Source organism: Leisingera sp. ANG1 (assembly GCF_000203975.2).
In the GTDB taxonomy this organism is placed as follows: domain Bacteria; phylum Pseudomonadota; class Alphaproteobacteria; order Rhodobacterales; family Rhodobacteraceae; genus Leisingera.
Map to the genome: position 1 here is coordinate 980,054 of NZ_AFCF02000001.1, position 21,095 is coordinate 1,001,148.

The following is a 21,095-nucleotide window of genomic DNA, read 5'->3' on the forward strand; positions in this document are numbered from 1 at the left end:
AGTTGCGCGCGCTGTCTGATATCGGCTGGAGCGGATCATGACGCTGATTCGCTCTTCATGTCAATTTTTGCCGCGATTCTATGCGAATCCTTCGCATCTGCCCGGGAATCAGGCAGAGCGCCCCCCTGCCCCCGGGTGGCATGGCGAATCCAGCGGGCGCGGGCGCCGGGGTCTTCCAGCACTTCAGTGATTTGTGCGGCGGTGTTGGCGGGCACCCGGCCCATCACCTGTCCCCCTGCACGCACCCGCATCCCCTGCCCTGCGGAGGTGATTTCCACCACCGGGGAGAAGCCGCGCAGGGATTGCAGCTTGCGCCACATGTCCTGGCGGATCTGATGCGCCAGCCGCAGGGGATCAGCGGCAGGCAGCACCGTTTCCGCCGCCACGTCGAAGCGTGCAGGAAGGCGGCGCGACAGCGTCAGCTTCTCATTTAAGTGTGAAACGTACCATCGGATACCCATATTGCTATCACCACCCCCGAAAATAACGCACAGAGCGGCAAGAAGGGTTCATGTATGCTGATCGAAGAATTCGGACATCCCCTTTCGGATCTGACGTCACTTCCATCAAATCAGGCCAGCGCACGTTGATAATTACGTTCCGATAGCTGCCTTTTTTATGGGTTTCAGAAATCACCGGCATAATAGCCTTGCAGGCCGCCTTGTACCGGCGGTTCCAAGCCGAGCGCAGCACTGCAGGTTCACCGAACATAACCAGTTCAACACCCACAGATTTAATTTCTCGACGAGATACGACTCGGTTATAGTCCTGAATCGACCTTGTTTTTGTTATGCTTGCTTTCCCAAAGCCAAGCATACAGCCAACAGTTCCATCAGGCAGTTGAAAGTTGAACTTCCCTTTGCAGATCCGCTCTTGCTGCCCAGCAGAAAGAGGGGCGGCCAGCAACAGCAGACAAAGCGCAAATATAACACGCATGTTTTTCTCCAATTAGATTGCTGGCCGGTTCTAACGCACCACTACTCACAGCGGAATGTTGTCGTGTTTCTTCCACGGGTTTTTCAGCTGCTTGCCACGCAGGGAGGCAAAGGCGCGGCTGACCCGTTTGCGGGTGGACTGGGGCATGATCACCTCGTCGATGAAGCCGCGTTCGGCCGCAACGAAGGGATTGGCGAAACGGTCTTCGTAGTCCGCCGTGTGGGCCGCGATCTTCTCCGCATCGCCGAGGTCGGCACGGTGGATGATCTCGGTGGCGCCCTTGGCACCCATCACCGCGATCTCTGCCGTCGGCCAGGCATAGTTGAAGTCGCCGCGCAGATGCTTGGAGGCCATCACGTCATAGGCGCCGCCATAGGCCTTGCGGGTGATCACGGTGACCTTCGGCACGGTGGCTTCGCCATAGGCGAACAGCAGTTTTGCACCGTGCTTGATGACGCCGCCGTATTCCTGGGAGGTTCCCGGCAGGAAGCCCGGCACGTCGACGAAGGTCAGGATCGGGATCTCGAAACAGTCACAGAAGCGCACGAAGCGGGCGGCCTTGCGGCTGGAGTCGATATCGAGGCAGCCCGCCAGCACCATCGGCTGGTTGGCGACGACGCCCACGGTCTGGCCTTCAAGGCGGATGAAGCCGGTGATGATGTTCTTGGCGAAATCTTCCTGAATCTCGTAGAAATCGCCCTCATCCGCGACCTTGGTGATCAGCTCCTTCATGTCGTAGGGGCTGTTGGGGTTTTCCGGGATCAGGGTGTCCAGGCTTTCCTCGATCCGGCCCGGCTGGTCAAAGAACGGGCGCACCGGGGGCTTTTCACGGTTGTTCAGCGGCAGGAAGTCGACCAGGCGGCGGACCTCGGCCAGGGCTTCCACATCGTTTTCAAAGGCGCCGTCGGCGACCGAGGACTTGCGGGTGTGGGTGGAGGCGCCGCCCAGTTCCTCGGCCGTCACCACCTCGTTGGTCACGGTTTTCACCACGTCCGGGCCAGTCACGAACATGTAGGAGGTGTCCTTGACCATGAAGATGAAGTCGGTCATCGCCGGGGAGTACACGGCACCGCCGGCACAGGGGCCCATGATGACGGAGATCTGCGGGATCACGCCGGAGGCCATGATGTTGCGCTGGAAAATCTCGGCGTAGCCGGCCAGCGCGTCGACGCCTTCCTGGATACGGGCACCGCCTGAGTCGTTGATGCCAATGACCGGCGCGCCGTTCTGCACCGCCATATCCATGATCTTGCAGATCTTCTGCGCGTGGGTGGCAGAGACAGAGCCGCCCAGCACGGTGAAGTCCTGGGAGAACACATAGACCTGGCGGCCATTGATGGTGCCCCAGCCCGTGACCACGCCGTCACCGGCCGGCTTGTTGTTTTCCATGCCGAAATCGGTGCAGCGGTGGGCGATGAACATGTCGAACTCTTCGAAGCTGTCCTCGTCCAGCAGCAGCTCGATCCGTTCACGGGCCGTCAGCTTGCCGCGCCCGTGCTGTGCGTCGATGCGGCGCTGGCCGCCGCCCAGCCGCGCGTCCTGGCGGCGGTCTTCCAGCTCGGAAAGAATGTCTTTCATGGCTCATGTCCCCTGTCAGTTTCAGCGCGACCATATATTGCGCTGCGGCGAAGCCAAAGGACATTATCGCAAATTTGCAAACCGTTTGCATACGCGAGCCGCAAAGTTGAAAATCAGCAAACTCAACCAGCCGCAACCGCAGCCCCGCAGTGCACATAAAGGTCTCCCGGAATGCGCGATAGACAAGGGCCGCGGGCCGCTATAAGGCAGATGGTATGTCCACATATGATACCAGGGCCTCTGGCCAGCGGACGCCCCCGCGCATTTTCACCCTGATCCTGCTGGCAGGCCTGTCGGCGCTTGGCATGAACCTGCATCTGCCGTCGCTGGCGGGGATGGCAGAGTATTACGCGGTGGATTACCGGGTAATGCAGCTGTCGGTGGCGCTGTATCTGGCAGGCAATGCGGTGGTGCAGATCTTTGTCGGACCGATTTCCGACCAGATGGGGCGGCGTCCGGTCATTCTGATCAGCATCGTGCTGTTCCTGCTGGCCACACTGGGCTGCATCTATGCGCCGACTGCGGAGCTGTTCCTGCTGTTCCGGGTGGCGCAGACCGTTGTAGCCGCCACCATGGTGCTGAGCCGCGCCGCGGTGCGCGACATGTATGACACCAACGAGGCCGCCAGCATGATCGGCTATGTCACCATGGGCATGGCGGTGGTGCCGATGATCGGCCCGGCGATCGGCGGTTTTCTGGACCAGTGGATGGGCTGGACCGCCAATTTCTGGCTGCTGTTCCTGGTCGGCGCGGCGACGCTGCTGATCACCTTCACCGATTTCGGCGAGACCGCGCACAAGAGCGGCAAGACGCTGGTGGCGCAGTTCCGCGAGTACCCGGAGTTGCTGCAGTCGCCGCGGTTCTGGGGCTACTCCCTGTCCTCCGGCCTGGCGTCGGGCGCGTTCTTTGCCTACCTCGGCGGTGCGCCCTTTGTCGGCACCGAGGTATACGGGCTGAGCACTGCGGAGTTGGGTGTCTTCTTCTCCGCTCCTGCGGTCGGGTATTTTGCCGGCAATTTTGTCTCCGGCCGGTTCTCCACCCGGCTGGGCGTCAACCGCATGGTGCTATGGGGCTGCGTGATCAATGGCGGCGGGGTGCTGCTGTCCTTGCTGATTGCGATGGCGGGCGCAGATACGGTGTGGACCTTCTTTGGCCTCATGTGCTTTGTCGGGCTGGGCAACGGCATGGCAATCCCCAATGCCACCGCAGGCGCGATTTCGGTGCGGCCGCATCTGGCGGGCACCGCCTCCGGCCTCAGCGGCGCGATCATGATCGGCGCGGGTGCCGCGCTCAGCGCCTTTGCAGGGATGCTGCTGGTGCCGGGGTCAACTGCAGTGCCGCTCCTGGTGATCATGTTTGCCACCGCCATGATGGGCCTGGTCGCGATCTTGCTGGTGGTCTGGCGGGAGCGGCAGATCGGCGCATAAGAGCCGCCACGGGCTTGCAGGGGTGAGTTTGCAATTATACCATTCGCAAGAATTGAATTTGCAAAGGCTTCCCTCATGGCCACCCAGAAACTTTACGCAGGCGCCAAGCTGCGCGAGATGCGGCAGCGGCTGGAGCTGACGCAGAAGGATTTCGCCGCCAAACTGGGCGTCTCCCTGCCCTATCTGAACCAGATGGAGAACAACAACCGCCCGGTGTCGACCACGGTGGTGCTGGCACTGGCGCAGGAGTTCGGCATGGATGTGACCGAGCTGAGTGCGGGCGACAGCGAGCGGCTGGTCAGTGACATGCGCGAGGCGATGGCGGATCCGGTGTTTGCCGATGATGCGCCGCCGCTGGCGGACCTGCGGCTGACCGCCTCAAACGCCCCTGCCCTGGCGCGGGCCTTTCTGGCGCTGCACCGGGCTTACCGGCAGACCCATGAACGGCTTGCCTCATTGGATGAGGCGCTGGGGCGGGAGGATGCGCGCATTCAGGCGTCCCCCTGGGAGGAGGTGCGCGATTTCTTCCACTATTGCGACAACTACATCGACGCGGTGGACCACGCGGCGGAGCGGTTTGCCGCCACCAGCGACATCCGCGCGGCGGCCATAGCCGAGCTGGAGCGCGGCGGCATCAAGGTGCGCCAAACCGAGATGGAGGGCTTGCGCCACTACGACGCCGAAGCGCAGGTACTGCATCTGTCGAACCGCTCCGCGCCGCAGACGCAGCTGTTCCAGATGCTGCTGCAGGTGGCGCTCCTGCGGCAGAACACCCTGCTGGAGGCGACCCTCGATTTTGCAAAGTTTCAAAGCGAGGAGGCCCGCGCCATCGCCAAGATAGGCCTCGCCAACTATTTCGCCGGCGCGGCGCTGATGCCCTATGGCCGCTTTCTGGAAGCTGCACAGGCCTGCCGCCATGACCTGGAGCTGCTGGCAATCCGCTTTGGCGCCTCGATTGAACAGATTGCGCACCGGCTCTCGACCATGCAGCGGCCCGGCGCCAAGGGGGTGCCGTTCTTTTTCGTGCGGGTGGATCAGGCGGGAACCATCACCAAGCGGCACTCAGCCACGCGGCTGCAATTTGCCCGCTTTGGCGGCGCTTGCCCCCTGTGGAACGTGCACCGGGCGTTTGAAACCCCGGGCCGGTTCCTGCGTCAGCTGGCGGAGACGCCGGATGGGGTGCGCTATATCTCGCTGGCCCGGGATGTGTCGAAACCGGGCGGCTCGTTCGGCGCGCCGGTGCGCCGCTATGCAATTGCGCTGGGGTGCGAGGTGCGCCATGCAGATGCGCTGGTCTATGCGGACGGGATGGATGTGAGTCAGGACAGCGCCTATGAGCCGATCGGCATCTCCTGCCGGATCTGCGAGCGCAAAGATTGCCATCAGCGGTCCGTTCCGCCGCTGGAGCGGCGGCTGACCATCAACACCGACCAGCGCGGTGTGCTGCCTTATGAGGTAAGTTGAGAGGGTGCGTGCGGCGGCAATTTTCTTCGAAGAAAATTGCCAAGGATTTTGAAAATCCTTGGGCGCCCGGCAGCTTGCAGCGCGGTGTGGTCAGCCGCGCAGGCGGTCCAGCAGGCGGGCCATCAGCGCGCGTTCTGCCCTGGCGGATGCTTGCGGCGGTTGCTTGGGCTGAACGGCTTCTGCTGGCTGCCACTGGCTCACGCGGTTTGGCGCAGGCTCCTGCGGCTGAGTACGGACCGCGGTTTCCGCCTGGACCAGATTGCGAACCCTGGCGAGAATCTCCGCATCGGACGCCTCTTCCGGCACGCCCTCGATCTCCTGCCAGCCCCCCGGCTGATAGACCTGTCCCATTGGGTTACTCCCTTGCACACTACACTGCAGCCTCAGGCCCGCGGACCCATTCCGGCTGCAGTCTGAAGATAGTGCAGCCGGTCACAATTTTGACGAATTTGCCTTAAATTCATCTAAATTGACCTCAACCGGGAAGAAAACACTCAACACTAACACGGGCAGCGCGGCACTGTTTCCGGTACAGGATCAATCCAGCCGCTGCGAATCTTGTGGCAATCACGGCACGGGCCGGCGTCTTACTCCAGCCCTTTCCAGAAGTGCTTGCGGTACTCTGCCTCGGTGATCACCTCTCCTGACTTCCGCGCGGCCTCGCGGTCCTTGGGCGGCAGCTGTTCCTGAAGGTAATCCACCCGCTTCCACTCCGGCACCGGCGTTTCGGCACCGTCAGCAGGCACATATTCAGAGCGGCCGGTACGATGGTAGCTGTGAATATACCGCGGGCAGTTGGTGAAGATGGCCTCAAGCTCCACCTGGACCAGCATCAGGGCCTCCGGGACGTCTGCCAGCTGCGCCTCGTCTGTCACAAGGCTGGCGGTGCCCTGCAGCCGCAGGCGGCGTGGCTGAGTGAAATCAATGAACAGCAGACCAACCTTGCTGGTGCCGGCGATATTGCCCGCCGACAGGAACATGCCGTTGCCGTCATAGACCGGAAAACGGAGGGTGCGGTCGCCGGGCATTTGCACGAACCCCGGGAAGCCGCCCTTGTAGGACACCGTCGGATAGCCGCAGCGATCCACGGTGGAGAGGAAAAAGAAATCGCTTGCAGCGATGAATTTCCGGTCCATCGGGGCCAGGGCCTGCCGCAGGACGTTGCCGTGCAGAGCGTCCGCCAGCCCCCGCGTGCCGAAGGCATCCTGCAGCTGGCGCTGCTCTGCGGAATAGAAATCAGCCATCAGTCGCACCTCCGCATTGCCGCAGGAGAGAGCTTAGCACACGGCTTTCGATCCTGCGTCCCGGCTGTGCAGGTCCCAGTGCAAATACGGGGGGCCTGGAGATACCCCCGCAGGATAACCAGCTGAACTTACTCAACATTCACCCATTCTTTGCCAAAGCAGCCCGTAGCGGGGTTTCACCGTTGACTTGATGGTTGATCTGGAACAAAACAAGAACAGTATTGACTTGAGAAGGATAGTTTCATGGACGGTAAAAGCAGTATTTCCAGGGATTTCGATTTTGAGTTCGGCAGCTGGGTTGTGCGCCACCGCAGGCTGAAGGAGCGATTGACCGGCTGTGATGAATGGGAAGAATTCGAAGGCACATCAGAAACCCGGCCTGTTCTGGGCGGGAATGGCAATGTCGAAGACAACCTTCTTGAATTCCCAAGCGGTGCCTACCGGGCTATTGCGCTGCGGTCTTTTGATCCTGCCAGCCAGAAGTGGGCCATTTGGTGGCTTGCAGCCACCGATCCGCACCAGTTGGATGTGCCTGTGGTTGGCAGCTTCGAAGATGGCGTCGGAGCATTCTATGCAGAAGACACCCTACGCAGCGAACCCGTGTCGGTCAGGTTTCTCTGGCTGCATACCGGCACGGAGACGCCCCGCTGGGAACAGGCGATGTCCAGCGACGGCGGCAAGACCTGGGAAACAAATTGGACCATGGATTTCAGGCGCGCATAACAGGCGCGGCTGTTCCGTTGCCTGGGAGACCGCACAGCGGGGCACGACATAAATAAAGGGGCACCATTGGCGCCCCTTGCTTTGACTTCCGGTGCTCTGGTCTTACGCCTTCGACAAGATCCCCCAGATCTCGTCCTTCAGCGCGGCGCGCTGCTTGCGCAGATCGGTTTCGGCCTGGGCGCTCACCGGCTCCACATTGGTTTCCGCCCGGTGCACGGCGCGGTTCACTTCGTGATATTCATCGGACAGTTTGGCGAAATGCGCATCCGACTGTTTCAGCTGGCTCATCAGGGCCGCTTTTTCCGGGAATTCTTCGGCCAGTTCATGGGGAGTATTGGACACCTGCTCGCTCCTTCTTCCTAGGGTCGTTTGCAGATTATTTCCTCCCCTGCCCCTTCACTTTGACGCGGATCAAAAGATGCCTGCGGCACGCGGATTTTCGGGAAAATTCCGTTAATAAAAAGCCGCCCGCACAAAGGGGAGGTGGCGGGCGGCTTGCTGGCAGTGCAACAGGATCAGCGTTGCGCTTCGCGCCAGTTCGGGTTGAACCACGGCTCTGCGTTCGAGGACGGCAGGCGGCGGCCCAGGATGTGGTCAGAGGCCTTCTCACCGGTCATGATCGAGGGGCCGTTGAGGTTGCCGTTGGTGATCCGCGGGAAGATCGAGCTGTCGGCAACGCGCAGGCCATCGACACCGATGACACGGCATTCCGGGTCGACCACCGACATCGGATCATCCGCCGCGCCCATCTTGCAGGTACCGCAGGGGTGGTAGGCGCTTTCCACATGCTCGCGCAGGAAGCCGTCGATCTCGTCGTCGGTCTGCAGGTCGGCACCCGGCTGGATCTCGTGCTTGAGGAACGGTTTCATCGCGTCCTGGGCAAAGATTTCCCGCGTCAGGCGCACGCATTTGCGGAAGTCGATCCAGTCCTGCTCGGTCGACATGTAGTTGAACAGGATGTTCGGCGCGTCCTTGGGATCGCTCGACGCCAGCGTGACCTCGCCGCGCGAGGGGGAGCGCATCGGGCCGACGTGGGCCTGGAAGCCGTGCCCCTCTGCCGCCGCCTGGCCGTCGTAGCGGACCGCGATCGGCAGGAAGTGGTACTGGATGTCCGGGTAATCCACGCCCTTGTCGGAGCGGATGAAGGCGGCGCTTTCGAACTGGTTCGAGGCGCCCAGGCCGGTCTTGGTGAACATCCACTGGGCGCCGACAAGGCCCTTGCCCAGCAGGTTCCAGTATTTGAACAGGGTGATCGGCTGCTTGCAGGCGAACTGAAAGTAGAATTCCAGGTGGTCCTGCAGGTTCTGGCCGACGCCGGGGCGGTCAACGACCACGTCGATGCCGTGTTCGGCCAGGTGCTTGGCCGGGCCGATGCCGGAGAGCATCAGCATCTTGGGGGAGTTCAGCGAGGAGGCGGCCAGGATCACCTCGGCGTTGGCTCGGATCACCTCAACCTTGCCGCCGCGTTCGATCTCGACACCCACGGCGCGGCCGTCCTCGATCACCACCTTGCGGGCGAAGGCACGGATAAGGTCGCAGTTTTCACGCTTGAGCGCGGGCTTCAGGTAGGCGTTGGCGGCGGACCAGCGGCGGCCTTTGTAGACCGTCATTTCCATCGGGCCGAAGCCCTCCTGCTGCTCGCCGTTGTAGTCGGAGGTGACCGGATAGCCCGCCTGCTCGCCCGCCTTGACGAAGGCGTCATGCAGCGGGTTGTCGCGGGGGCCGCGGGTCACGTGCAGCGGGCCGTCCTTGCCGCGCCAGTCCGGGTCGCCGCCGTGGCCGCGGTCGTTCCAGGTTTCCATGCGTTTGAAGTACGGGAGCACGTCAGCATAGGACCAGCCCGCCGCTCCGCTTTCGGCCCAGTGGTTGTAGTCGCCGGCGTGGCCGCGCACATAGACCATGCCGTTGATCGAGGAGGAGCCGCCGATCACCTTGCCGCGCGGGCAGACCAGTTCGCGGCCGCCCAAATGCGGTTCGGGCTGGGATTTATAGCCCCAGTCATAAAGCGGCATGTTCATCGGGTAGCTGAGCGCGCCCGGCATCTGGATAAACGGCCCGGCATCGGTGCCGCCGTGTTCGATCACCAGGACCTTTTTCCCGGCCTCGCTGAGCCGGTAGGCCATGGCACAGCCCGCTGAGCCGGCCCCGACAATCACATAATCCGCGTTCATTTCTACTCTCCATCCGGCAGCCGAAAGATCTGGACTGCTGCCGTTTTCTTCAGATTGGGCGGGCGCGCGGGGCGCCCTGCCCGGCCGTTGCTTTCAGGCAGCGCCGATCAGAACGCCGCTTCGACGTCGCCCATGCGGACGTAGACCGACTTCACCTGGCTGAAGTGCTTGATCGCCTCTTTCGAGTTCTCGCGGCCAACGCCCGATGCCTTCACCCCGCCGAACGGCGCCTCGACCGGCGCGTCGTTGTAGGAGTTGATAAAGCAGCTGCCCGCCTCCAGCTGGCCGATCACACGGTGGGCGCGGCTGAAGTCGTTGGTGAAGACGCCGGCGGACAGGCCGAATTCGGTGTCATTGGCGCGGGCGATCACCTCTTCCTCTGTGTCGAAGTCGAGAACGGACATCACCGGGCCGAAGATTTCCTCACGGGCGATGGTCATGTCGTCGGTCACATCGGCGAAGACGGTGGGCTGGATGTAGTAGCCCGGCATGTCCGCACGCGCGCCGCCGCAGATCAGGCGGGCGCCTTCTTCTTTGCCCTTTTCAATGTAGCCCAGCACGATGTTCATCTGGTTTTCAGTGACCATCGGGCCGAAGCTGGTGGCCTCATCCATCGGGTCGCCCAGGATGGCGTTGCCGGTGCGCTCCGCCAGGCGGGCCAGGAATTTCTCCTTGATGCCCTTCTGGACAAACACACGGGTGCCGTTGGAGCAGACCTGGCCGGAGGAGTAGAAGTTGCCGTTGATGGCGCCGCCGACGGCGTTGTCGATGTCGGCGTCATCAAAGATGATCAGCGGCGACTTGCCGCCCAGCTCCATGGTGACGTGCTTCATGCCTTCGGCGGCGGCGGCATAGACTTTCTTGCCGGTCGGCACCGAGCCGGTCAGCGAGACCTTGTCCACGCGCGGGTCGGTAACCAGCGCGCCGCCGACTTCGCCCATGCCCTGGATGACGTTGTAGATGCCTGCGGGGGCGCCTGCCTCGAGCAGGATCTCGGCCACCTTCAGGGCGCAGAGCGGCGTGGTCTCGGACGGTTTGAACACCATCGAGTTGCCGCAGGCCAGCGCCGGTGCGCCTTTCCAGCAGGCGATCTGGGTCGGGTAGTTCCAGGCGCCGATGCCCACACACAAGCCCAGCGCTTCGCGCACGGTGTAGACCCAGTCCTCGCCCATCGGGATGTGCTCGCCGGTCAGGGAGCCTGCCAGGCCGCCGAAGTATTCCAGCGCGTCGGCACCGGAGGTGGCGTCGGCCACCAGGGTTTCCTGCAGCGGTTTGCCGGTGTCGTAGGTTTCCAGAACCGACAGTTCGTGGTTGCGCTCGCGCATGATGTCGGCGGCACGGCGCAGGATGCGGCCGCGCTCGGTTCCGGTCATCTTGGCCCATGCCTTCTGGGCTTCCTTGGCGGTGGACAGCGCCTGATCGACGATCGCCGGAGTGGCTGCGTAGACAGTGGCGATCTGCTCACCCGTGGCGGCGTAGATCACCGGGATCGGGGTGCCTGCGGTGTCTTCGACGTATTCGCCGTTGATGAAGTGGCTGGCCTTGGGCTGTGCGGGATGTGTCATGTTGTGTGTCTCCAGCGGGGGTCTTCAGCAGGGGGAGATGCTGAACGGTTGCTATGGTTATTCGCCGCGGGGAAAGCGTTTGCTTTCCTCGAGGTTGTCGAGATTCATGTGGTTGCGCATGTAGCGCTCGGAGGCCTTTTGCAGCGGCTGGTAATCCCAAGGGTAGTAGCCGCCCTGGCGCAGGGCCTCGTAGACGACCCAGCGGCGGGCCTGGCTGGCGCGCACCTCTGCGTCGAAGGTCTCCAGGTTCCAGCGCGCCTCCGACTTGGCGCGCAAGGTGTTCAGCGTGCCGGCATGGGCCGGATCGTCTGCCAGGTTGTTGAGCTCGTGCGGGTCGGCCTCCAGATCGAACAGCTGATCAGGGTCGAGGCTGCAGCGGTTGTATTTCCACTTGCCATAACGGAGCGACACCAGCGGCGCATATGACGCTTCCGCGGCGTATTCCACGGCGACCGGTTCAGTGCGTTCCGTTCCATTGGCCAGCGGCACCAGGTTCTGGCCGTCGGTCCAGGGTTCGATTTCACCCATGTCGACACCGGCCAGCGCGCCCAGCGTCGGGGTCACGTCCAGTGTTGAAACCGGGGTTTCAATGAGGCCCGCGGGCAGGTCCGGCGCCGAGATCATCAGCGGCACGCGGGAGGAGCCCTCGTAGAAGCTCATCTTGAACCAGAGGCCGCGCTCGCCCAGCATGTCGCCGTGGTCGGAGACAAACAGGATGATCGCCTCCTGCCGGGTGGTTTCCAGCACGTTCAGGATCTCGCCGATCTTGTCGTCCAGGTAGGAGATATTGGCGAAGTACGCGCGGCGGGAGCGTTTGATGTTCTCCTCGGTGATGTCGAAGCTGCGCCAGTCGTTGGCGTCAAAGATCCGCTTGGCGTGGGGATCGTGGTCCTCATAGTCCATGGCGGGGACTTCGGGCAGCAGGTGCTCGCAGTCCTCGTAAAGATCCCAGTACTTGCGGCGTGCCACATAGGGGTCGTGCGGGTGGGTGAAGGAGACGGTCACGCACCAGGGGCGGTCGTCGAGGCCGCGCGACAGCTCATAGAGCTTGGCGGTGGCGTTGTAGGCGACCTCGTCGTCGTATTCCATCTGGTTGGAGGTCTCTGCCACCCCTGCCCCGGTGACGCTGCCCATGTTGTGATACCACCAGTCGATCCGCTCGCCCGGTTTGCGGTAGTCCGGGGTCCAGCCGAAGTCGGCCGGGTAGATGTCGGTGGTCAGCCGGTCCTCGAACCCGTGCAGCTGGTCGGGGCCGACAAAATGCATCTTGCCCGAAAGGCAGGTGTAATAGCCTGCGCGGCGCAGGTGGTGGGCATAAGTCGGGATGTCGCTGCGGAATTCGGCGGCGTTGTCATAGACGCCGGTACGCGAGGGCAGCTGGCCGGACATGAAAGAAGCCCGCCCCGGTGCGCAGAGCGGCGACGCGGTATAGGCGTTTTTGAAGCGGGTGGAGCGTTCCGCCAGTTTCTTCAGGTTCGGCGCATGCAGCCATTCGGCGGGGCCGTCCGGGAAAAGCGTCCCATTCAACTGGTCAACCATCAGGATCAGGATATTCGGGGCACTCATCGCGGACCTCCCAAGTATTGGCGATGCTTTGCAAAGGCGCCTGGCAGGCCCGAAAGCGCTGCCAGGCAGTTAAAGGCTGGTCCCCTCATTCGGGGAAACTTGGGGGCCAGCCGGGAGACCGCCCTTAGTGGGCTGTCTTGATCTTTTCGAAGTCGAGCGTGTTTTCCTCAGGCGAGGCGTCGATGCTCATGACTTCGCTGCGCTTGAACAGCACGATGTAAGCCAGGCAGGCCACATAGATGCCGATGACCACGGTGCCGATCCACTGGATCTGCAGCCACTGGCTCTGGAAGGCCAGGGTCAGGCCGAAGAGCACAACAGCGTTGCCGACAACGTATGGAATGGTGCCGAAACGCTTGGCCGACAGGTTCAAGTTGTCGGTGTAGAGGCGGATCAGCGAGTCAAACGAGTTGACCACGAAGATGATGCCAACAGCGACCATGGAGACGTTGATCAGCAGCGTCGTCTCAATGCTGTTCAGGTGGTAGTAGTAGAGCACCGAGAACCAGATCCCCAGCGGGATCGACGGGAAGATCAGCAGCGCCGCCAGAACCTGCCAGGTACGCAGGCCGCCGACAAAGCGGGAAGTGAACTGGCCGATCATGATCGACCATGCGAACCACCAGAACAGGTAGAACTCATGATAGTCGGTCAGCGGCAGCACAAACTTGTGGATGTTGGCAAAGTAGCCGCCGATGTTCGAAGCGGTGTCGGCAAAGGCGCCCAGGCCCATGCCCGCATAGGCCCACATGCCCAGGATCAGCGCCAGGAACAGCCCGGTGGAGCCGACCGACAGAATACGCACGTATTTGATGTCGGTGGAGGAGAAGGCGGCAAACAGGATCACCAGGAAGGTGATGACATAGAAGGCCGGGATCACTGTTTCGCCGTCACCCATGAAGGTGGCATAATACGGCAGGTAGATCAGGAACAGCGCGCCGGTGAAGGCGCAGGTGCCGATGATCACGATGTTGTTGATCCATTTCACCAGCGGGATCTCAAAGAACTTCACCCGCGGTTCGATCACGCAGAAATAGAAGGTCGTCAGGAAGTAAAAGCCCCAGATCAGGAAGCCCCAGAAGCCGAACTCCAGCGCCAGCGGGTTGGTGAAACCATAGGCCGGTTCCGCCGCGGTGTCCGCGTAAAGCGGGAAGTCCCAGGCCAGCGGGAACATGATCAGGCCCACGTCCAGACCGGAGGTGAACAGGATTGCGATGAAGGTGAAAAGGTGAACGGGGGTCACGCCGACGTTGCGGACGTTCCACCACTTGATCACGCAGAACGCCACCAGCGCAAAGGCCAGCAGAATCCCGAACGAGATGATTGAAGTCATATGTCCCTCCCATTTCCGGGCGGTTTCCGCCCTCAGACATGGAACGGGTACATATCACAGCCGGCTGAAGCGCCAAACAGTTTTTTAAATGGTCATTCAAGTTTCGAATTCACGCGAACAACAGTTGAAACGCTGGCCCAATTGCCGCACAACTTAATCATGAGCAGGAAACGCATCCGGGACATCCGCAACGAAGAGCTGATCGAAGCCACCATCGTTGCCGTGCACAAGCGCGGCTACGGTGTTGTAACGATGGCGGAAATCGCGCGCGAGGCCGGAGCATCGGCGGCCTCGATCAACTACTATTTCGGCTCCAAGGAAGGGCTGATGGAAGCCACCATGCTGCATCTTCTGGGCAAGCTTCGCCGTGCGATGAGCGAAGGGTACGCAACCGCGCGCACCCCGCGCGAGCGGCTCTATGCGGTGATGGATGCGAACTTTGCCGACGGTCTGTTCACCGTTCCCCAGTGCAGCATCTGGATGCAGTTCTGGGCAAATGCCCCCTATTCGCCGCGCCTGAGCCGGTTGCACCGAATCAACCGGGCCCGGGTGCGGAGCCATTTCCTGGCCGAGTTGCGGGCGCTGCTGCCTGCGGACCGGGTGGAGACCGCCCGTCAAGCGCTGCAGTGCTACATGGATGGGGTCTGGCTGCAGGCAGCACAATCAGAAGAGGCGCTGGACCCGGATGAGGCCCGCGCCGCCGCGCACCGGGTGGTGGACCTGGTGATCCCCTGACCCGGGCAGCGGGCCTCGTGATCGCCGGCCCCTATTGCACCCGCCGGTAGTCCAGCCGGATACCGCGCGGCATATAGGTCAGCGTCATCCGGTCTTGTGTCAGCGCGTCGATCCGGTAGCACAGGCTGCTGCCGCGCAGGCTGTCCCAGGCCAGCAGGAAATCCGCCCCCTTGCCCCCCTGGCAGCTGTCTTGCACTGAGAGGAATTCCGGCGTCATCCGGCGTCCGCCGTAGCTGACCCGGCGCATCGCGCCTGAAATGGAAAACCTGTCCAGCGGGCTGCGCTCTGACAGCCACACGCCTTGCATCTTCTGCAGCAGCCCATCGTAGCGGTCCGGCACCCGCGGTGTCACACTGTGCAGGTCCAGCTCACCGAAAGAGCCGAAGCTGGAGATCATCTCCCCGTCGATTTCCAGGGGTGCTCCGCGCAGCAGCCCAAGCAAGTAAGTAAAGACCGGGTCTTCGACCTGCAGGCGGCCTTCGGACCCGATTTCCATGCCGTGGCCGATAAATTTGCAGGTGACGGTTTCCTCCGCGGTGTTCAGCCTGCAGCCCTGAAAGACCACCTCAGCCGTATAGTGCAGCCCGTCTTCTGCTATGTGATGCTGATCCTGCAGGCTGTCCGCGGCACCTTCGCCGCTGTGTGAACGGGTGCTGAGGAGCACGGGCTGGTTCAGGGACGCCTTGGCAAACCGCCGCCATGCCTGCCCCTGTCCGGTGCAATCGCCCCCGCGCGGGATGCGGAACTGGCCGGGTGCGGTACAGAACTGCACGCTGTCATCATGGAAGCGGTGGCCAGGGCTTTCGGCGCGGTAATAGAGAAACTTGCCCGGATACTCCCGCGGCACCGGATCCGCGCAATCGCCCGGATGCAGATGCTGCCAGCCCTGGGCCACCCAACTGCCGCCGTCGCGAAGGACCACCGCCAGGTGATGCAGGGCATCCGTATCGTTGCAGAAACGGGTCCCGGCCTGAGCGGCAGTCAGATCAAGGAGTGCTGCCAGTAGCAAGGCTGGCAGCCATAGGCATTTCATCGTCCACGGACCCCGGCGAATGTTCATAAATGCAGGATGTTATCCCAGCCATGTAACATCCATAAGACGATCAAACGCCAGCAACATTACCGGAGGATGAAAGACTCTTCTTTTTTTTTCCTGGCTTCACGCCAGGAGATGAAGCTGACCGCGCCCAGGATCAAGCCGCCGCCGGAGAGCACCCAGACATCAGCGGGCTCACCGAAGGCCAGCGCGCCCAGCAGGGTGGCCCAGACCAGCTGCAGGAAGGTGACCGGCTGGGTAACCGCCACTGGCGCCGCGGCAAAGGCCATCGTCATGGTGTAGTGGCCCGCGGTGGCAAAGCAAGCGACACCAAACAGGATTGCAACCTCTGCCAGTGTCGGCGTCACCCAGACCGCGAGAGCAAAGGGGGCAAGGCCAAGGGTGACGAACACTGAAAGCATCCCCACCACCACCGCCGGACTGTTGCTGCCAACGGTGAACTTGGCAATCAGGTAGGAGGCACCGAAGGAGACCGCGGTGAACAGCATGGCGATATGGCCAGGGGAAACCTCTCGGAAGCCGGGGCGCAGGATGATCATCGCGCCGATCAAGGCGACGGCGATGGCGGTGATGCGGCGGAAGGCCAGCTTCTCGCCCAGGAACAGCGCCGCACCAAGGGTGACATAGACCGGCGACAGGTAGTTCATTGCCGTGACCTCTGCCAGCGGGATCTGGGTCATAGCGTAGAACCACAGGATCACCCCCGCCGTATGCACCACGCCGCGGCCGGCAAACAACGCCCAGAGCCGCGGTGTCAGATGCGCCCTGCGCAGCGCGCCAGCCATCGGGATCAGAAACACCAGCCCCAGAAGATACCGCAAGAAGGCGCTTTCGGCGGGCGGGATGCGGGTGCCAAGCGATTTGACCAGCGCTGTCACCGCCACAAAGCAGAGACCGGTCACAACCATCCAGAACACGCCCCTGAGAGGGTTCTGTGTGTGCTGAACAGGGGCGGCGGATTGGCTCATGGGCTGACAGAACACCCGTTCGGGCGGCGGCGCAAGACTTCACATGTGAATTATTTCCGGTTCTCGGGCAGCGGAATGAACTCCTGATCGTCTCCGGGCGGCAGCTTAAAGCGGCCATGCTGCCAGTCGCCAGCGGCCCAGGACACTTTGGCCGCTTCGATCCGGTCGCGGGAGGAGGCGACGAAATTCCACCAGATATAGCGCGGACCGTTCAGCGTCGCACCGCCCAGCGCCATCAGCCGGGCGCCCTCAGCACCGGCGGTCACGGTGATCTCATCGCCGGGGCGGAACACCATCATGCGGCCCGCCTCAAAGGTGTCACCCGCAATTTCCACCGAGCCTTGCGTGACATAAAGCCCGCGGTCCTCGTGGTCGGTGGGCAGCGGCAGCTTGGCGCCCGGGTGCAGCACCACATCGGCATAAAAGGTTTCGGAATAGAGGGTTGCCGGGGCTTTCTCGCCCCAGGCATTGCCAAGGATCAGGCGCACGGTCTTGCCCTCGCCCTCCAGCACCGGCAGCGCCTCCTTGCCGTGGTGTTCAAAAGCAGCAGGCACATCCTCGTGGCTTTCGGGCAGCGCAATCCAGGTTTGGATGCCAAACAGGCTGCTTTTTCCCTGACGGGTGGCGGCAGAGGTGCGCTCGGAGTGGGTGACGCCCTGGCCTGCCACCATCCAGTTCACCTCGCCCGGATAGATCATCTGGTGGGTGCCCAGCGAGTCCCGGTGCTCGAACTCGCCCTGATAGAGGTAGGTGACGGTCCCGAGGCCGATATGGGGGTGCGGGCGTACGTCGATGCCCTGGCCGGTCAGGAATTCGGCCGGCCCGGCCTGATCGAAGAAGATGAACGGCCCGACCATCTGGCGGCGCGGCGCGGGCAGCGCGCGGCGGACCTCAAAGCCGCCGATGTCGCGGGCGCGCGGAATGATCACCGTCTCGATGGCATCAAGGCTGCCCGCGTCGGGGCATTGCGGTTCCAGTGCCGGATTCCAGCTCATCCTTCCCTCCTGTCTGCTGTCATGGGGGAAAGGTAGGACATTTCTGCGCAGGCGTTAGGCCCGCCTGCGCACAAGTGCTGTTCGTCACATCAAAAGGAGCTTGGCTGCAATTGCCCACATGGTGAGGCCGACAATGGCATCCAGCACCTGCCAGGCCCGCGGGCGGGCAAAGACCGGGGCCAGCAAGCTGGCGCCGTAACCCAGCGTGAAGAAGAAGGTGAAGCTGGCGATGGCGGCCCCAGCGGCAAAGATCAGCGGATCGGGATATTGGGCGGAGATTGAGCCGAGCAGAACCACCGTGTCCAGGTAGACATGCGGATTCAGCCAGGTGAGTGCCAGCACGGTGGCCAGCACCGGCAACAAGGCTGCGCCAGCACCCTCCTGCGCTGCCTCCAGCGTTTCGCCGCCCTGCCAGGCGGCGCGCAGGGCACGGGCGCCGTACCAGATCAGAAAGGCCGCGCCGCCCCAGCGCATCGCCTGCTCGAACCAGGGCACGGCCACTGCCAGGGTGCCGAAGCCAAGAACACCCGCGGTGATCAGCAGAGCGTCGGACCCCGCGCAGGTGAGGCAGATCCAGAACACATGCTGGCGCCGCAGCCCCTGGCGCAGGACAAAGGCGTTTTGGGCGCCAATCGCCATGATCAGGCTGAGGCCCAGGGCAAATCCGGCAATCAGGCTGGGGGGCATGTGTGTCTCCATCGTTGTGCTGGGATTTGACTACTGCTCGCCCACCCATTAATCCAGTTAAAGAGATTTAAGTCAGATTAGAGTTGCTAATGCAGATGGATCCCAGCCAGCTGGCAGCACTAAGCGCTGTGCTGCGTCTCGGCACATTCGAGGCGGCGGCACATGCGTTGAACGTGACGCCCTCAGCCGTTTCACAGCGGATCAAGGCGCTGGAGGACCGCATTGGCGCGGCTTTGGTGCTGCGCGGGTCGCCCTGCACCGGTACGGCCGCGGGCCTTCGGATTGCCAAACACGCCGAGGACATCGGCCTGCTGGAGGCGCAGCTGGCGCGGGAACTGGCACTGGAGGCGGATCACGGCCCGGTACGGCTGCGGATTGCGGTCAATGCCGACAGTCTGGCGAGCTGGTTCATCGATGCGATGGCGGAGGTGGACGGCGTGCTGTTCGACCTGCTGGTCGATGATCAGGACCACAGCGCTGAGTGGCTGAGACGCGGCGAAGTTTCCGCGGCGGTCACTGCCAGTTCCAAGCCGGTAACCGGGTTTGACGCCTACCCGCTGGGCGCGCCGGAGTATGTGGCAACCACAAGCCCGGGTTTTATGGAACGCTGGTTTCCCGGCGGGGTGACGCTGGAGGCCGCCGCAAAGGCGCCCTGCCTGATCTTCAACGCCAAGGACAACCTGCAGCGGCTGTGGCTGGAACGCAATGTGGCCTCCGGGCTGGCGCCGCCCGCGCATTACCTGCCCTCGACCCAGGCATTTATTGATGCGGCGGCTGCGGGCCTGGGCTGGGGCATGAACCCGCTGGCGATGGTAGAGCAAGACATCCGCGCGGGCCGCCTGGTGCCGCTGATCCCGGACACCACGCTGCCGGTTCCCCTGACCTGGCAAGTGGCGCGGGTGATGGCCCCGGCCCTTGCCGAGGTGACCCGCGCCGTGCAGAAATCGGCGAAACGGTATTTGATGCAAAGCTAATCCGGAAAGACCGCCCATGTTCTCCAAAGACACGCTCAGCTATGAACCGCTGCCCCTGCCCGACCGGGCGGAGTATTCCGAGGCGGAGATGCAGGAAAAGGCAGCCGCGTTCCTTGCGCATATGCAGCGCCGGCATACGGTGCGGGACTTTACGGATCAGCCGGTGCCGCGCGCGGTTATTGAGGATTGCATCCGCGCTGCTGGCACCGCGCCCTCGGGCGCCAATCACCAGCCCTGGTTCTTTGCCGCGATCTCCAACCCGGCGCTGAAGGCGCAGATCCGCGAAGAGGCCGAAGAGGAAGAGCGCCGGTTCTATGCAGGCGGCGCGGGTGATGAATGGATCGAGGCACTGGAGCCGATCGGCACCAATGCAGACAAACCGCATCTGACCACCGCGCCCTGGCTGATCGTCGTCTTTGCCCAGCGCTGGGGCGAGTTCGCGGACGGCACCCGGTACAAGAACTACTACGTGCCGGAAAGCGTGAACATCGCCACCGGCGTGCTGCTGACGGCGCTGCATACAGCGGGGTTGTTCACGCTAACCCATACTCCGAACCCGATGAAATTCCTGAACGGCACCCTGGGCCGCCCTGCATCAGAAAAACCCACCATGATCATTGCCGTGGGCCATCCGGCAGACGATGCGATGGTGCCGTCGGTTGCCAAGATGAAAAAACCTCTGGAGCAAATCTGCCAGGTGTTTGAATGAAACCGCCCGCCGGATGACAGGCAGCCCGGCCTCCCTGACCCGCAGCCTGATACTGCAGGTGGTTCTGCCGCGGGGGATGGTGCTGCTGGTGTGGCTGGCGTTTAACCACTGGATCCGGCTGCCGGTGCCGCTGACCTTTGTGCTGATCACGGCGGACGGGGTATACTTGCTTTGGCAGGCACGCGCGTTTTTACGCAGCGCCGATGCCCATGTCCGAAGCACCGGCGCAATGGCTCCGGTCTGGGGCGGTTATCTGCTGCTGCTGTTTGCGGGGTTTGCGGCGCTGACCCAGTGGTGGGATGCGCTGCTGATTGCCCGGGCGGTGGAGGAACCTGCCTATGCCGAACAGCGGCGGCTGGAGCGTGAAGCGCTCTATAGCCTGTCGGTTTCCGGTGACGGGACAACGCTGGTGTTTGACGGGGAGATCACCTTTGGCCTGACCCGCCGGATCGGCCAGATGGGCGCTGAGCATCCTGGTCTGCGTGTTGTCTCCTTAAGCGGCCCAGGCGGGCTGATTGCGGAGGCGCGCGGCGTTGCCCGGCTGATCCGGCAGCAAGGCTGGGACACCCGTGCGGACGGGCTGTGCGCCTCTGCCTGCACCCTTGTGTTTGCTGCGGGCCGCGGGCGCACCCTTGGACCCGGCGGGCAGCTTGGCTTTCACAGCTATACCCTGCTGTTTGAAAGCGGGCTGCCGCAGATTGATTTGCAGAGGGAACAGGAGAAAGACCGCGCCTTTCTGCTGGACCAGGGGGTGAGCGCAGAATTTGCAGGCAGGATTTTTGCGGTGCCGGGCTCGGAGCTGTGGCGGCCCAGCAGGGCAGAGCTGACCAGTGCCGGGTTGATTGGGCCAGACCAGCAGTGAGGGGGGCGCTGCCCCCTCGGCCCCTTGGACCTCCCCCCGGGGTACTTGCACCCAGAAAGAAGCGCGGCAGTTTTTGAGGGCCCCGCATGGGCTTTGCATCA

General features: G+C 62.8%; 21 protein-coding genes. 7 read left to right on the top strand and 14 right to left on the bottom strand.

The features are described 5' to 3' along the window. Nucleotides 1–35: 35 nt before the first annotated feature. Genes GC1_RS04885 through GC1_RS04890 form a run of 3 tightly spaced genes read right to left on the bottom strand, consistent with a single transcriptional unit; the run spans nt 36 to nt 2,514 of the window. Entirely contained in the window at nt 36–461 is a 426-nt protein-coding gene (locus GC1_RS04885; protein ID WP_019295691.1) for a hypothetical protein, read from the bottom strand. A 7-nt stretch (nt 462–468) separates the two neighbouring features. After that, entirely contained in the window at nt 469–936 is a 468-nt protein-coding gene (locus GC1_RS22340) for a hypothetical protein (RefSeq protein ID WP_152612412.1), read from the bottom strand. 45 nt (nt 937–981) lie between these two features. Further along, nucleotides 982–2,514, bottom strand: a complete 1,533-nt coding sequence (locus GC1_RS04890; protein WP_019295692.1) for an acyl-CoA carboxylase subunit beta — start codon at nt 2,512–2,514, stop codon at nt 982–984. A gap of 215 nt (nt 2,515–2,729) precedes the next feature. Here GC1_RS04890 and GC1_RS04895 point away from each other — a divergent pair, with 215 nt between their 5' ends. Further along, nucleotides 2,730–3,941, top strand: coding sequence for a multidrug effflux MFS transporter (locus GC1_RS04895; protein ID WP_019295693.1), 1,212 nt, complete (start codon nt 2,730–2,732; stop codon nt 3,939–3,941). Nucleotides 3,942–4,016: 75 nt separating this feature from the next. After that, the gene (locus tag GC1_RS04900) at nt 4,017–5,405 is read left to right on the top strand and encodes a helix-turn-helix domain-containing protein (protein WP_019295694.1); all 1,389 of its coding nucleotides are present in this window, start codon (nt 4,017–4,019) and stop codon (nt 5,403–5,405) included. A 90-nt stretch (nt 5,406–5,495) separates the two neighbouring features. Here GC1_RS04900 and GC1_RS04905 read toward each other — a convergent pair whose 3' ends face one another. Then, entirely contained in the window at nt 5,496–5,756 is a 261-nt protein-coding gene (locus tag GC1_RS04905; protein ID WP_019295695.1) for a hypothetical protein, read from the bottom strand. Nucleotides 5,757–5,992: 236 nt separating this feature from the next. Then, on the bottom strand, nt 5,993–6,649 hold the full coding sequence (locus GC1_RS04910) for a pyridoxamine 5'-phosphate oxidase family protein (RefSeq protein WP_019295696.1): 657 nt from the start codon (nt 6,647–6,649) through the stop codon (nt 5,993–5,995). Between the two features lie 243 nt (nt 6,650–6,892). Here GC1_RS04910 and GC1_RS04915 point away from each other — a divergent pair, with 243 nt between their 5' ends. Next, nucleotides 6,893–7,372, top strand: coding sequence for a hypothetical protein (locus GC1_RS04915; RefSeq protein WP_019295697.1), 480 nt, complete (start codon nt 6,893–6,895; stop codon nt 7,370–7,372). 102 nt (nt 7,373–7,474) lie between these two features. Here GC1_RS04915 and GC1_RS04920 read toward each other — a convergent pair whose 3' ends face one another. The 5 genes from GC1_RS04920 to GC1_RS04940 form a co-directional block, all read right to left on the bottom strand. Beyond that, complete coding sequence (locus tag GC1_RS04920) at nt 7,475–7,714, bottom strand: YdcH family protein (protein ID WP_019295698.1); 240 nt, start codon at nt 7,712–7,714, stop codon at nt 7,475–7,477. 173 nt (nt 7,715–7,887) lie between these two features. Beyond that, on the bottom strand, nt 7,888–9,543 hold the full coding sequence (gene betA, locus GC1_RS04925; protein ID WP_019295699.1) for a choline dehydrogenase: 1,656 nt from the start codon (nt 9,541–9,543) through the stop codon (nt 7,888–7,890). 107 nt (nt 9,544–9,650) lie between these two features. Continuing rightward, nucleotides 9,651–11,108 carry a betaine-aldehyde dehydrogenase gene (gene betB, locus GC1_RS04930; protein ID WP_019295700.1) on the bottom strand — a complete coding sequence of 486 codons (1,458 nt, stop codon included), beginning with the start codon at nt 11,106–11,108 and terminating at the stop codon, nt 9,651–9,653. 57 nt (nt 11,109–11,165) lie between these two features. Then, nucleotides 11,166–12,674 (bottom strand): choline-sulfatase, encoded by a 1,509-nt coding sequence (gene betC, locus GC1_RS04935; RefSeq protein ID WP_019295701.1) that lies wholly within the window; start codon nt 12,672–12,674, stop codon nt 11,166–11,168. A gap of 124 nt (nt 12,675–12,798) precedes the next feature. Continuing rightward, entirely contained in the window at nt 12,799–14,007 is a 1,209-nt protein-coding gene (locus tag GC1_RS04940) for a choline transporter (protein ID WP_019295702.1), read from the bottom strand. 159 nt (nt 14,008–14,166) lie between these two features. Here GC1_RS04940 and betI point away from each other — a divergent pair, with 159 nt between their 5' ends. Further along, complete coding sequence (gene betI / locus GC1_RS04945; RefSeq protein ID WP_019295703.1) at nt 14,167–14,742, top strand: choline-binding transcriptional repressor BetI; 576 nt, start codon at nt 14,167–14,169, stop codon at nt 14,740–14,742. Nucleotides 14,743–14,773: 31 nt separating this feature from the next. On the opposite strand, the gene GC1_RS04950 is transcribed toward betI, so the two are convergent. The 4 genes from GC1_RS04950 to GC1_RS04965 form a co-directional block, all read right to left on the bottom strand. Continuing rightward, nucleotides 14,774–15,802, bottom strand: coding sequence for a DUF1036 domain-containing protein (locus GC1_RS04950; protein ID WP_237754556.1), 1,029 nt, complete (start codon nt 15,800–15,802; stop codon nt 14,774–14,776). A gap of 59 nt (nt 15,803–15,861) precedes the next feature. Further along, nucleotides 15,862–16,767, bottom strand: coding sequence for a DMT family transporter (locus GC1_RS04955; protein ID WP_052260482.1), 906 nt, complete (start codon nt 16,765–16,767; stop codon nt 15,862–15,864). Between the two features lie 50 nt (nt 16,768–16,817). Next, on the bottom strand, nt 16,818–17,762 hold the full coding sequence (locus GC1_RS04960; protein ID WP_019295706.1) for a pirin family protein: 945 nt from the start codon (nt 17,760–17,762) through the stop codon (nt 16,818–16,820). A gap of 84 nt (nt 17,763–17,846) precedes the next feature. Then, nucleotides 17,847–18,449, bottom strand: coding sequence for a LysE/ArgO family amino acid transporter (locus GC1_RS04965; protein WP_019295707.1), 603 nt, complete (start codon nt 18,447–18,449; stop codon nt 17,847–17,849). A gap of 89 nt (nt 18,450–18,538) precedes the next feature. Here GC1_RS04965 and GC1_RS04970 point away from each other — a divergent pair, with 89 nt between their 5' ends. From GC1_RS04970 to GC1_RS04980, 3 genes are read left to right on the top strand one after another with little or no spacing between them, the layout of a single operon-like run. Then, nucleotides 18,539–19,423 carry a LysR family transcriptional regulator ArgP gene (locus GC1_RS04970; protein ID WP_019295708.1) on the top strand — a complete coding sequence of 295 codons (885 nt, stop codon included), beginning with the start codon at nt 18,539–18,541 and terminating at the stop codon, nt 19,421–19,423. A 16-nt stretch (nt 19,424–19,439) separates the two neighbouring features. Further along, entirely contained in the window at nt 19,440–20,132 is a 693-nt protein-coding gene (locus GC1_RS04975) for a nitroreductase family protein (RefSeq protein WP_019295709.1), read from the top strand. A 13-nt stretch (nt 20,133–20,145) separates the two neighbouring features. Beyond that, nucleotides 20,146–20,994, top strand: coding sequence for a hypothetical protein (locus GC1_RS04980; RefSeq protein ID WP_036761893.1), 849 nt, complete (start codon nt 20,146–20,148; stop codon nt 20,992–20,994). The last annotated feature ends 101 nt before the right edge of the window (nt 20,995–21,095 follow it).